This window comes from Streptomyces sp. NPDC046831 (genome assembly GCF_040645305.1).
Classification (GTDB): domain Bacteria; phylum Actinomycetota; class Actinomycetes; order Streptomycetales; family Streptomycetaceae; genus Streptomyces.
The window spans coordinates 131,507-143,912 of record NZ_JBEYXZ010000011.1; the positions used below are offsets into that span (position 1 = coordinate 131,507).

Below are 12,406 nucleotides of genomic sequence, written 5' to 3' on the forward strand. Positions count from 1 at the left end.
CCTCCCGGGCCCGGACCCGGGCGCCTGGCCCCCGCCCGTCGTGGCATTCGAGCCCGTGGCGGGGGAGGAGCCGGGGCCGGGTCAGGCCCCGTCAGCCCAGGATCTCCGCCAGGTCGTAGCGGACGGGTTCCTCCAGCTGGGCGTAGGTGCAGCTCTCCGGGGTGCGGTCCGGCCGCCAGCGGCGGAAGCGCGCGGTGTGCCGGAACCGCACCCCGTTCTCCATGTGGTCGTAGGCCACCTCCGCCACCCGTTCGGGTCTGAGCGGCACCCAGGACAGGTCCTTCTTGCCCGACCAGCGGCTGGGCGCGCCCGGCAGCCGGGCCGACTCGTGGGCCGCCTCGTCCGACCAGGCCGCCCACGGGTGCCCGGCGACGTCGTCCATGCGCAGCGGCTCCAGCTCCTCGACCAGCTCGGCGCGCCGCTTCATCGGGAAGGCCGCCGAGACGCCGACGTGCTGGAGTCCGCCGCGGTCGTCGTACAGGCCGAGCAGCAGCGAACCGACGACGGGACCGCTCTTGTGGTGGCGGTAGCCGGCCACGACGACGTCCGCCGTGCGCTCGTGCTTGACCTTGAACATCGCCCGCTGGTCCTGGAGGTAGCGCCCGCCCGGCGGCTTGGCGACGACCCCGTCGAGGCCCGCTCCCTCGAACTGCTCGAACCACTGCCGCGCCACCTCGATGTCGGTGGTCGCCGGCGCCATGTGCACGGGCGCCGTGACCCCCTCCAGCGCCCCGGCCAGCAGCGCCCGCCGCTCGGTGAGGGGAGCGTTCAGCAGCGACTCGCCGTCCAGGGCCAGCAGGTCGAACGCCACGAACGACGACGGCGTCCGCTCGGCCAGCATCCGCACCCGGGACTGGGCCGGGTGGATGCGCTCGGTCAGCGCGTCGAAGTCCAGCCGGCCCTCCCGCGCGATGACGATCTCCCCGTCCACCACGCAGCGCTCCGGCAGCCGTTCCTTCAGCGCCGCCACCAGCTCGGGGAAGTACCGGGTGAGCGGCTTGCCGGTACGGCTGCCGAGCTCCACCTCGTCGCCGTCGCGGAACACGATCGCCCGGAACCCGTCCCATTTCGCCTCGTAGTGCATGCCCTCGGGGATGCGCGCCACCGCCTTGGCGAGCATCGGCTTCACGGGGGGCATCACCGGCAGATCCATGCTCCGATTCTGCGCGTCACTCTCCGGATCCGCCCGGTGTGCGGGGCGCGCGGGGTACGCCTACGGTGGCTCGCATGGGCGATGCGGTGGAACTTGACGTGGCCGGCCGGACCGTGCGGCTGTCCAGCCCCGGCAAGGTGTTCTTCCCTGAGCGCGGCTTCACCAAGCTGGACCTGGCCCGGTACTACGCGGCCGTCGGCCCCGGCATCCTGCGCGCCCTGCGCGACCGCCCCACCACCCTGGAGCGCTACCCGGACGGTGTCGGCGGCGAGTGGTTCTTCCAGAAGCGGGCCCCCAAGGGCATGCCCGACTGGATCCCCACCGCGCACATCACCTTCCCCAGCGGCCGCAGCGCCGACGAGATGTGCCCCACGGAGGAGGCGGCCGTGGTGTGGGCCGCCCAGTACGGCACCCTCACCTTCCACCCCTGGCCGGTGCGCCGCGCCGACGTGGACCACCCCGACGAACTGCGCATCGACCTCGACCCGCAGCCCGGCACCGACTACCTGGACGCCGTGCGCGCCGCCGGGGAACTGCGGGAGGTCCTGGAGGAGTCCGGCGGCCTGCGCGGCTGGCCGAAGACCTCCGGCGGACGCGGACTGCACGTCTTCGTGCCGATCGAACCGCGCTGGACCTTCACCCAGGTGCGGCGCGCCGCGATCGCCGTGGGCCGGCAGATGGAACGCCGGCTGCCGGACCTGGTGACCATCAAGTGGTGGAAGGAGGAGCGCGGCAGCCGCATCTTCCTCGACTACAACCAGACCGCGCGGGACCGCACCATCGCCTCCGCCTACTCGGTGCGCCCCCGCCCGCACGCCCCCGTCTCGGCGCCGCTGCGCTGGGAGGAGGTGGCGGACGCCCGGCCCCAGGACTTCGACCTGGCGACCATGCCGGCCCGCTTCGCCGAACTCGGCGACGTGCACGCCGACATGGACGACCACGCCTTCTCCCTGGAGACGCTGCTGGAGGTGGCGGCGAAGGACGAACGCGACCACGGGCTCGGTGACCTGCCCTATCCGCCGGAGTACCCGAAGATGGCGGGCGAGCCGAAACGGGTCCAGCCCAGCCGGGCGAAGAAGGAGGGCCCGGCCGCCTGACGGCCGGGCCCCCGGGCCGCACCCCCGCGCTCGCGCGGTGGGCGCCTACAGCTCCCTGATCCGGATCTCCCGGTAGGAGATCACGTCGGTCGTGCTGTGCACCTGCAGGCCGATGTAGCCGGAGGCGTACCGCCGTCCGTCGGTGCCCGGGTCGTCCGAGCGGGGCGGATAGAACTCCTGCCCGCCGGTGTTGTCGAACTCGTTGATCAGCACACCGTTGCGGTAGACCGAGTAGTGCTGGCCGACCACACGGATCTCGTAGTCGTTCCAGGTGCCCTTCCGGGTGACGCCGGCCCCGGCGAGCCCCACCCGGTCGAAGCCGTACACCGACCCCGTCTTGTACATGTCGCCGTCGGGCCGGTCGAACACCTGCACCTCATGGCCGTACTTGATGGCGGCCCACTCCGGCCGTGGCTCCTCCGGGTGGTCGTGGACCCACGGGAAGCGCACGAACACACCCGAGTTGGCGTTGCCGGTGCCCGGGGCGTCGTCACGCCACTGCAGCCGTAGCGAGAAGTCGCCGTACTTGCGCTGCGGGAACCACAGCATGCCGAGGCCGTCCTTCGAGGTGCCGCTGGTGATCGACCCGTCCGGGTTGAGGGCGAACGAACCGCCGCCCACCTGTTCCCAGCGGGCCAGGGACTCCGCGGTGCCGTCGAAGATCTTCCGGTAGCCCTGGTCCTGACCGGGCCTGCCGATCCCGGAGTCGCGGGCGGCCTTCTGGACGGCCCGGTACTCGCGCCGGTCGACGGACCCCTCCGCCAGCAGCCGGTCCAGGACGCTCTTCACGTGCTTGAGGAAGAGCGCCTGGGACGTCCACTCCCTCTCGTCCTCGATCAGCTCGTTGATCCGGCAGCGGTTGTTCGTGACCCGGTTCGGTACGCCGGAGTCGACCGTGCCGACGATCACCGTCAGCCGCTCGTCGTACTCGGGGCACGGGGGCGCGGGCACACCGCCGCCCGCCACGACCGTGAAGCTCACCGTCCGCGGCTCGGAGGTGTTGCCGGCCCGGTCGCTCGCCCGGTAGGCCACGGTGTGGGTGCCGGCCCGGTCGACGACGACCGGCGCCGTGTACGCCAGGTACGGTCCGCCGTCGAGCGAGTACTCGATGCCCGCGACGCCCGAACCGCCCTCGTCCGCCGCGCTGACGGTCACCTCGGCGCTGCCGACGTACGCTCCGGCGGAGTCGCGCGTGCCGTCCACGGTCACGCCCGTCACCGGCGGGGTGGTGTCCGCCGGGGGCGGGGCGGCGACGGTGAAGGTGACGCTCTTCTCGGCGGAGACGTTTCCGGCCTTGTCGGTGGCGCGGTAGCGGACGGTGTGGTCACCGAGCTGGTGCACCGTCACCGGGGCCGTGTACGCCTGCCAGGCACCCGAGTCGACCGCGTACTCGACGCTGTTGACGCCGGAGCCCGTGTCGGAGGCGGCGACGGTGACGGTCGCCATGTCGAGGTAGGCGCCGTCGGCGTTCCGCTCGCCGCTGACCGTCGCCGACGTCTCCGGCGCCGTCGTGTCGTCGGACGGCGGGGCGGCGACGGTGAAGGTGACGCTCTTCTCGGCCGAGACGTTGCCCGCCTTGTCGATGGCCCGGTAGCGGACCGTGTGACCGCCCACCTGGTCGATCACCACGGGGGCGGTGTACGGCTGCCAGGCATCGGCGGAGTCGACGGCGTACTGGACGCGGTCGACGCCCGATCCGCCGTCGTCGCTCGCGCTGATCGTCACGCTCGCCGATCCCACGTACTCGCCCTGGGCGTTGCGCGTGCCCGCCACGCTCGCCGACGCCTCCGGCGCCGTCGTGTCCGACCCGCCGGCCTCGGTCACCGTCAGCACGCCCTGCATCTGCCCGTGCCCCGGGATCGTGCAGTGGTAGAGGTAGCGGCCCGGTGTGAGCGTGACCTCGGCGGTGTGGCGGCCGCCCTGGTCGTCGTCGGGATGGGCGAGGATGTTGAGCTGGACGTCGGAGTTGTACTCCGGGTCGGAGGTGACGAACGTCAGCGTGTGCGGCATCCCGGTGGTGTTGCCGGTGGCCGCGCTGTTCTCGAAGACGATCGTCGCCGCTCCCGCGACCGCCGTCGCCGGCGCCGACGTGTACCGCGTGATGTCGTCCCCGGCGGTCCAGGTGAGCACCTGGGCGGCCGCCGCCCGCGCGGGCGCGCCGCCGCGCCCGGCGGCGGTGCCCGTCTGCAGGCCGAGCAGCATCAGCAGGGCGGCCAGGAAGGCCGTGAGGATTCTTCGTTGCCGGGTCACTGTGTCCCCCTCGCCAGGTCTCCGGTGGCCGGGGTCGGCCCGCCGCCGGTGTACGTCACCCGCCACAGCGCGGACTTGGAGTCCGAGGTGAAGAAGCCGCGGCCGTAGTCGAGGACGTACAGAGCGCCGTCCGGACCGAACTTCCAGTCCATGAGGTTCCTGATGCCGTCGTTGCCGACCGGCACGATCCTCTTCAGCGACTCCGAGTGCACCGGCAGCCCGCCGTCGCCCTGCGTCCTCGCGTCCATCAGGACGGCGTTGCGCGGCTGGTCCGCGTCGTAGAAGTCGCCGACGAACCACTTGCCGTCCCAGTAGGCGGGCCAGCGCACGTCGCTCGCGCCCGCCGCGTCGTACCGGTAGACGGGCCCGTCCATCGCGGCCTGCCCGCCGCCCTTGAGCCAGGGCAGCCGGTAGGTGGCCTCCTCCTTCCTGTACGACGGCACGCCGTTCGCGTCCCGCGGGTAGTCCGGCGCGCCGCCCTGCGGCGAGTACCAGATGTTGTTGCCGGTGACCGGCGGGAGATTGACCAGGCCGTCGTTGTTGGGCGACTCGTTCTTCGGGTGGTCGCAGTCGTACCAGCCGAGCGGCTTGGACGGGTCCGGCAGGTTCCGGTCGCGGTAGGGCTGCTTGTCGCCCATGCAGTACGGCCAGCCCCGGTTGCTCGCCTTGGTGATGACGGCGAACGTGTCGTACTTGGCCGGTCCCCACGTCGTCGACGGCTCGGAGGCGTCCGGGCCGACCCAGCCCGCGTAGAGGACGTCGGTCTTCTTGTCGACGGAGATGCGCGCCGGATTGCGCACGCCCATCACGTAGATCTCGCCGCGGGTCCTGCCGCCGCCCTCGTCGGTCTCCCGGCCGGTGAAGAGGTTGCCGTCGGGGATCGTGTAGGTCCCGTCGGGCTCCGGGTGGATGCGCAGGATCTTGCCGTTGAGGTTGTTGGTGTTGCCGGCGGTGCGGCGCGCGTCGGCGAAGGACACGCCCTTGTAGGTGGGCTGCGGGTTGTTGCCGGAGTAACCGCCGCTGAAGCCGCTGGAGTTGTTGTCTCCGGTGGCGATGTACAGGTTGCCCTTGGAGTCCCAGGCCATCCCGCCGCCCGCGTGGCAGCAGCTGTGCACCTGCACCGGCCAGGTCAGCAGCACCTTCTCGCTCGCCGGGTCCAGCTTGTTTGTGGCGAGGTCCAGGGTGAAGCGGGAGACGCGCCGCTGCGCCGTCCGCTGGTCGCGGTCGAGCCCGGAGTGGGGCGTGTAGTGCAGGTACACCCAGCCGTTCTGCTCGAAGCGCGGGTCGAGTTCGATGCCGAGCAGGCCCTCCTCGACCTTGGTGAGTTCGTCGCCGCCGCCCTTGTTGCCGAAGACGGTCAGCTCACCGGCCAGGGTGACCTTCTTCGTCCTCGGGTCCCAGACGTGGATCTGACCCGTGCCCTTGCCGACGTCGGGACTGTTCCAGTCGGTGACCACCGGCCGGGAGGCGTCGGCGCCGCCGCGCCCGATGTACAGGACGCGGCCGTCGGGAGCGGTGACCAGGCCGTGCGGCTCGCCGATCTGGTCGTTCTTCCCGGGCTGGTTGGGCTGCGTGAGGCGCTCGGCCTTGTAGTGGGCGGTGATCGTCGCCTTGCAGTCGGCCTGCGCCAGCCGGGTGGTCCACAGCAGGGCGCCGCGCAGATGCGCGCGGAAGTCCGTCTCGTCGTAAGCGGACGCCGTGCCGCCCATGCCGGTGTAGAAGGAGCGGCCGCCGTCGTAGTCGCGGCACCAGCTGATCGGGTGGTCCCAGCCGTTGGCGCCCGTCCCCGGCCGGTACGTCGACTCCCGCACCCGCGCCACCGTGTGCACCTCGCCGGAGGGGTTCTTGACCCAGTTCGGCCACTGGTCGGGGTGCTTCCACTCCAGCGGCAGGTCCTTCGTCGCCGGGTGCTGCCGGTCGCCGACCTCGACGGTCGCGCGCTGCACGGCCGTCGGGCTGGAGGCGGCCGGGCGGGCGCCGACGAGTCCGGTGAACCAGTCCGAGTACGGCTCGGCGCGGGCCGCGTCGTGGAGGCCGACGAAGCCGCCGCCCGCCTCCATGTACGCCTCCAGGCCCGCCTCCTGCTCCGGGTCGAGGACGTCGCCGCCCCCGGTCAGGAACACGATGGCGTTGTAGCGGCCCAGCTTCCGGGCGTCGGTGAAGACGGAGGCGTCGTCGGTCGCCTCCACCTTGAAGCGCTGCCCGGCGGGACCGGACAGGCCGATGCTCTCGATGGCCTCGATGCCGGCGTCGACCACCGGCGACTCGTCCCCGGCCGAGGCGGAACCGTGGAAGACCAGCACCCGCACGTTCGAGCCGCCCGGGGGCGACGTGATCGACATCGTTGTCACCGGCACTCCCGGGTCCGGGCGCGCGCTGGCGGCGGGACCGGACAGCAGCCCGGCCGCGACGGCCCCGGCCGTGACGGTGGCCGCCCAGATCCGCCTTCTCGTGCTCAACCTGCTCAAGTGCACGGGTCCTTGATGCGACGTGGACCGCATGTGGTCACCCACCCCTCGTCGGTCACAGCGAACGCCAAGGAAGCTAGACCTCTTTGCGTGACTCGCCAATAGGTATGACCGCAAGTCGACCAACTTTGTCCTGAGTGTGGATAAACGCTTCGGTGCCCGGTACCTTCCCTGGGGTCCGAGGTGACTTCCGTACTGACGTGGGGAGTTGGGCATGGACCGACGCGGCTTCAACCGGCGGGTGCTGCTGGGTGGCGCGGCTGCGGCGACATCGTTGTCCCTGGCGCCGGGGGCGGTCGCGGCCCCGGGCGCCCCGGCCGAGGGCGCGGCGCCCCGCACCGCGCCGGCCGGGGGCGAGGTCAGGCACGTCAAGCTGTACGCCGAGAAGCTGCCCGACGGGCAGCTGGGTTACGGCCTGGAGAAGGGCAAGGCCTCGGTGCCCGGCCCGCTCATCGAGCTGAACGAGGGCGACACGCTGCACATCGAGTTCGAGAACACCCTGGACGTGGCCGCGAGCCTGCACGTCCACGGCCTGGACTACGAGATCTCCAGCGACGGCACGAAGCAGAACCACGGCGACGTCGAACCCGGCGGCACCCGCACCTACACCTGGCGCACGCACGCACCCGGCCGCCGCAAGGACGGCACCTGGCGGGCGGGCAGCGCGGGCTACTGGCACTACCACGACCACGTCGTCGGCACCGAGCACGGCACCGGCGGCATCCGCAAGGGCCTGTACGGGCCGGTGATCGTGCGCCGCAAGGGCGACGTCCTGCCGGACCGGACGCACACCGTCGTCTTCAACGACATGACCATCAACAACCGCCCGCCGCACACCGGCCCCGACTTCGAGGCCACGGTGGGCGACCGGGTCGAGTTCGTGATGATCACGCACGGCGAGTACTACCACACCTTCCACCTGCACGGTCACCGCTGGGCCGACAACCGCACCGGCCTGCTCACCGGGCCCGACGACCCCAGCCGGGTCGTCGACAACAAGATCGTGGGTCCGGCGGACTCCTTCGGCTTCCAGGTGATCGCGGGGGAGGGCGTCGGGGCGGGCGCCTGGATGTACCACTGCCACGTCCAGAGCCACTCCGACATGGGGATGGTCGGCCTGTTCCTGGTGAAGAAGCCGGACGGGACGATCCCCGGGTACGAGCCGCACGAGCACTGACGGCCCGGGAACGGCCCGCCCTGCGGCACCCGGCGCGGGAACCCGCGCACGGGCCCTCACCGCGGCTCGCCCGCTTCCGGGTACGGCCGGCCGCGCGAACGCCCGCCTCCACGACGCCCGCGCCGGATGCGGGCCGGGCCGATGCAGCCCGACCGGAAGGCGCTGCCTGCTGCCGTACGGCCGGAACCTCACCGAACGGCTCGGGCACGCCGGCGGCGCGGTGGCACGGCGAGAGCCCCGCTGCGGGCCGCACGCCGTCGGGGCGGGGGCCCGGGCCGGGCTCTCGCCGATCCGTGGCGCGTGCCGGTGGTCACGCACGCGCGCTCCCGCCCTCACCGAGAGCGCTCTCACGGCGGTGACCGGACGGGGCTATCCTGATCGGCAGCCGCCGGTGAGGAGTTCTGAGGTGACCGAGACAGCGTCGCGTCCCACGTTGGAGGCCGTGGCCGCGCGGGCGGGGGTGTCCCGGGCCACCGTCTCCCGCGTGGTGAACGGCGGCGAGGGCGTCCGGGAGCCCGTGGCCGAGCGGGTCCGGCGGGCGGTGGAGGAACTCGGCTACGTGCCCAACCAGGCCGCCCGCAGCCTGGTGACGAAACGGCACGACGCCGTCGCCGTCGTCATCGCCGAGCCGGAGACCAGGGTCTTCGCCGACCCCTTCTTCGGGCTGCAGCTGCGCGGCATCTGCAAGGAGCTGACGGCCCACGACTCACAGCTCGTCCTGCTGCTGACGGAGGGCCGCGACGACCACGCCCGGGTCGGACGCTACCTGGCGGGCGGCCACGTCGACGGCGCCCTCGTCATCTCCCTGCACCTCGACGACCCGCTGCCGGAGCTGATCCGGCGCGCCGGGGTGCCGACCGTGTTCGGCGGACGGCCCGGATGGAGCGAGGGCGCGCCGCCCCCGGCGGCCGGCGCCGCCCCGGCAGGGGGGACCACCGCCGTGGCGTACGTCGACAGCGACAACCGGGGTGGGGCCCGCGAGGCCGTCCGCCACCTGGCAGGTCTCGGCCGGACCAGGATCGCGCACATCACCGGCCCCCTCGACCAGACGTCGGCCGTGGACCGGCTCGACGGCTACCGGGACGTCATGGCCGACGCCGGCCCCGGGCTGATCGTGCAGAGCGACTTCACCGTCGCCGGCGGCGAGCGCGCGATGCGCACGCTGCTCGACCGGTGCCCCGGCGTGGACGCCGTGTTCGCCGCGAACGACCTCACCGCCGCGGGTGCCCTGCGCGTGCTGCGCGAGCGGGGGCTGCGGGTGCCCGGGGACGTGGCCGTCATCGGCTTCGACGACATGCTGCCGGTCGCCGAGCAGACCGACCCGCCGCTGACCACGGTCCGCCAGGACATAGAGGAGATGGGGCGCCTGATGGCCCGTCTGCTGCTGCGCGGCCTCGACCGGCGCGGGGCACCGTCCGGGGGCGTCGCGGGCGGGCCGTCCAGCGTCATCCTGCCCACCACACTCGTGCGACGGGCCTCCGCGTAGGTCCCCGGCGCCGACCGGGGCCCCGCCGGGCCGTCCCGCCGCCCGGCGCGCACCGTCCGGTCCCTCGGCGCGGGCCGGGCCGTGCGGGACGACGGACGCGATCGCCGGGAGGGGGCGTGATGCGCTACAGTAGATCTTGAGCACGCCGCCGGAAACGCGGTGGTGGGCCGTGCGTTGGTGGTCCAAGGAAAGACGTCCCGCTTCCTGCGGGGAGATGCAGGTGCAAGGCCTGCCCGGCGCTCAGTGAACCCGCTCCCGGTGTACCGGGGGCGGGTTCTTTCGTGCGCGGGTTCCTCCCCGCCCGCGGCGGGAGGGGGGCGACCCGTCAGGTCTGCGCCCCCGCGCTCCTGATGACCGCGAAACGGGCCCCGTACGGGTCGGTGAGGTGGGCCACGCGGCCGATCCCCGGGATGTCGGCGGCGGGCACGCGGACCGCGCCGCCGAGCTGCTGCGTCCGGGCCACCGCGGCGTCCGTGTCCGCCACCTCGAAGTACGGCAGCCAGTACGCGCCGGCCTCCGCCTCGGCGGGGTCGTCGCCCAGCGGGACGATGCCGCCGAAGGCGGTGTCCTCACCGCCCTCCCGCGGAGTGAGGGAGGTGTACGCGCCGCCGGGGAAGGACGTGGCCGACGTCTCCAGCCCCAGCACCCGGTGGTAGAAGGCGGCCGCCGCGGCGACGTCCCGGGTGTGGAGCTCGACCCAGCACAGCGAACCGGGTTCGCCCGCGACCTCCAGGCCCTTCATCGCGCCCGGCTGCCAGATGCCGAACGGCACGCCCGCCTGGTCGGCGAGCATCGCCATGTGCCCCTGGCCCATCACGTCCGTCGGCTGCATCAGCACCCGGCCGCGGGCCCCCTCGGCGGCCTTCGCGGTGGCCTGCGCGTCGGCGCTCTGGAAGTACACGGTCCAGGCGGGCGGGCCCTGCTCCGCGGTGGTCTGCATACCGCCGGCCACCGCCCTGCCGTCCAGCTGGAAGAAGCCGTAGCCCCCGGCCTCCGGGCCCGCCGACTGGAACTGCCAGCCGAAGAGCCCCCCGTAGAAGGACTGGGCGCCGTCCATGTCGGACGTGCCGACGTCCAGCCAGTTCGGGGAGCCGGTGACGAAACGGGTGGTGAGCATCCTCGCCCTCCTTCGAAGGGTCCCGCTCTCTGCACTGCCGAGTCTGGCACCGGCCACCGGCGGGCGCCGCCGCAACACCGCCGCGGGCCGGTGTGTCAGTCCGGACAGGCGGCCATCCGGCGGACGGCCTCGGTGATCAGCTCGGGGGAGGTGGCCAGGTTCATGCGGACGAAGCCCGCCCCGCCGGTGCCGAAGGGGGTCCCGGAGTTCAGGGCGACGCGGCCCCGCCGGAGGAAGACCTCGGCCGGATCGTCCCCGAGGCCGAGCTCCCGGCAGTCCAGCCAGGCCAGGTAGGTGCCCGGCGCGGGCGCGTAGCGGACGGCGGGAAGCTGCTCGGCCAGCAGGCTGGCCAGCAGCCTGCGGTTGGCGTCGAGGCCGGAGAGCACCGCGTCGAGCCAGCCGCCGCCGTCGCGCAGGGCCGCCGTGTGGGCGATGACCCCGAGGTGGCTGGGGCCGTGGCCGACCTCCTCGGGCAGGCGGGCGAGGTCGCCGGCCGCCTCCGGTCCGGCGATGGCCAGGGCGGCCTTGAGCCCCGCCAGGTTCCACGCCTTGGACGCCGACATCAGCGACAGTCCGTCCTCGGCGCCGGGAACGCTCAGGTACGGAACGAAGGACGCCTCCGAGGTGACGATCGGGGCGTGGATCTCGTCGGCCACGACGCGCACGCCGTGCGCCCGCGCCAGGCGCGCCACCTCCGTCAGCTCGGCCGCGGTGTGCACCGTCCCGGTCGGGTTGTGCGGGCTGCAGAGCAGGTACACCGGCCGCTGCGCGCGCCGGACCGCACGCCGGAACGCGTCCTCCAGCGCGACGAAGCCGATCCGCCCGTCCGTGCCGAGCGGTGCCTCCACGACGGGGCGGCCCTGGCTGCGCACGAACTGGTAGAACGGCGGGTACACCGGACAGTTGACGATCACGGGGTCGTGCGGCCCGGAGACCAGTCTGAGCATCTCCACGACGCCCAGCATCACGTCGGGCACGATCGCGGTGCGCTCCACGGCCGGCCCGTCCCAGCCCCAGCGCTCGCGGGCGAACCCGGCGAGCGCCTCCGCGTACGCCGTCCCGGCCGGATAGCCGGTGTCACCGAGCGCCACCGCCTCCGTGATCGCCCGCGCGACCGGCTCGGCCAGCGGGGCGTCCATCTCGGCCACCCACAGCGGCAGCACGTCCGCGGGGTAGGTACGCCACTTCATGCTGGTACGCCGCCGCAACTGCTCCAGGGAGAGCAGGCACAGCGGATTCGCGCCGGCCGGCGCGAAGACGTCACCCGACTTACTGCCCATGGACAAAAAGTAGACGAACCGGGGCGGACATCGTCTGCCTTCTTCCAGCCGCGGGGCGGCCGGCCGCGCCCCGCCGGGTCTGCTGAGCCCGCTGGGTCAGCGGTGTCTGTTCAGCCCGCCGGGTCTGCCGAGCCTGCCGGGCGCCGGGTCAGCCGGGCCCGCCGAGTCCCCGTGTCGCCAGGCCGGCGGGGGCCGGCGGCCCGGGGGTGGATGCGCCCCACCGTGCCTGCCGGCTCTGCCGGCTCTGCCGGGCTCGGGGGTGGGTGTGCCCCGCCGGGCCTGCTGGGTCAGCGGTGTCTGTTCAGCCCGCCGGGTCTGCCGAGCCTGCCGGGCGCCGGGTCAGCCGGGCCCGCCGAGTCCCCGTGTCGCCAGGCCGGC

General features: G+C 73.2%; 8 protein-coding genes. 3 read left to right on the forward strand and 5 right to left on the reverse strand.

The genetic code is table 11. The features are described 5' to 3' along the window. Positions 1 to 91 precede the first annotated feature (91 nt). On the reverse strand, positions 92 to 1,153 hold the full coding sequence (locus ABZ920_RS12840) for an ATP-dependent DNA ligase (RefSeq protein WP_361502561.1): 1,062 nt from the start codon (positions 1,151 to 1,153) through the stop codon (positions 92 to 94). 74 nt (positions 1,154 to 1,227) lie between these two features. Here ABZ920_RS12840 and ligD point away from each other — a divergent pair, with 74 nt between their 5' ends. Then, a complete protein-coding gene (gene ligD, locus ABZ920_RS12845; protein WP_361502564.1) occupies positions 1,228 to 2,250 on the forward strand; it encodes a non-homologous end-joining DNA ligase in 1,023 nt (340 codons plus the stop codon). Between the two features lie 45 nt (positions 2,251 to 2,295). On the opposite strand, the gene ABZ920_RS12850 is transcribed toward ligD, so the two are convergent. Continuing rightward, entirely contained in the window at positions 2,296 to 4,452 is a 2,157-nt protein-coding gene (locus tag ABZ920_RS12850; RefSeq protein WP_361502705.1) for a family 16 glycoside hydrolase, read from the reverse strand. A 44-nt stretch (positions 4,453 to 4,496) separates the two neighbouring features. Continuing rightward, complete coding sequence (locus ABZ920_RS12855; protein WP_361502567.1) at positions 4,497 to 6,974, reverse strand: ThuA domain-containing protein; 2,478 nt, start codon at positions 6,972 to 6,974, stop codon at positions 4,497 to 4,499. Between the two features lie 208 nt (positions 6,975 to 7,182). Here ABZ920_RS12855 and ABZ920_RS12860 point away from each other — a divergent pair, with 208 nt between their 5' ends. Together ABZ920_RS12860 and ABZ920_RS12865 are read left to right on the forward strand one after the other, a co-directional pair. Continuing rightward, a complete protein-coding gene (locus tag ABZ920_RS12860) occupies positions 7,183 to 8,145 on the forward strand; it encodes a multicopper oxidase domain-containing protein (RefSeq protein WP_361502570.1) in 963 nt (320 codons plus the stop codon). A 406-nt stretch (positions 8,146 to 8,551) separates the two neighbouring features. Next, on the forward strand, positions 8,552 to 9,631 hold the full coding sequence (locus ABZ920_RS12865) for a LacI family DNA-binding transcriptional regulator (RefSeq protein WP_361502573.1): 1,080 nt from the start codon (positions 8,552 to 8,554) through the stop codon (positions 9,629 to 9,631). A 325-nt stretch (positions 9,632 to 9,956) separates the two neighbouring features. Here the strand turns inward: ABZ920_RS12865 and ABZ920_RS12870 are convergent, their stop codons facing one another. Both ABZ920_RS12870 and ABZ920_RS12875 read right to left on the reverse strand, forming a co-directional pair. After that, positions 9,957 to 10,748 carry a VOC family protein gene (locus ABZ920_RS12870; protein WP_361502576.1) on the reverse strand — a complete coding sequence of 264 codons (792 nt, stop codon included), beginning with the start codon at positions 10,746 to 10,748 and terminating at the stop codon, positions 9,957 to 9,959. A gap of 95 nt (positions 10,749 to 10,843) precedes the next feature. Further along, entirely contained in the window at positions 10,844 to 12,028 is a 1,185-nt protein-coding gene (locus ABZ920_RS12875; protein WP_361502579.1) for a MalY/PatB family protein, read from the reverse strand. Positions 12,029 to 12,406 lie beyond the last annotated feature (378 nt).

Bases quoted from the DNA above. Each gene is read 5' to 3' on its own strand.
- ABZ920_RS12840 (WP_361502561.1), bottom strand. From the start codon at position 1,153: ATGGATCTGCCGGTGATGCCCCCCGTGAAGCCGATGCTCGCCAAGGCG.
- ligD (WP_361502564.1), top strand. From the start codon at position 1,228: ATGGGCGATGCGGTGGAACTTGACGTGGCCGGCCGGACCGTGCGGCTG.
- ABZ920_RS12850 (WP_361502705.1), bottom strand. From the start codon at position 4,452: ATGCTGCTCGGCCTGCAGACGGGCACCGCCGCCGGGCGCGGCGGCGCG.
- ABZ920_RS12860 (WP_361502570.1), top strand. From the start codon at position 7,183: ATGGACCGACGCGGCTTCAACCGGCGGGTGCTGCTGGGTGGCGCGGCT.
- ABZ920_RS12870 (WP_361502576.1), bottom strand. From the start codon at position 10,748: ATGCTCACCACCCGTTTCGTCACCGGCTCCCCGAACTGGCTGGACGTC.
- ABZ920_RS12875 (WP_361502579.1), bottom strand. From the start codon at position 12,028: ATGGGCAGTAAGTCGGGTGACGTCTTCGCGCCGGCCGGCGCGAATCCG.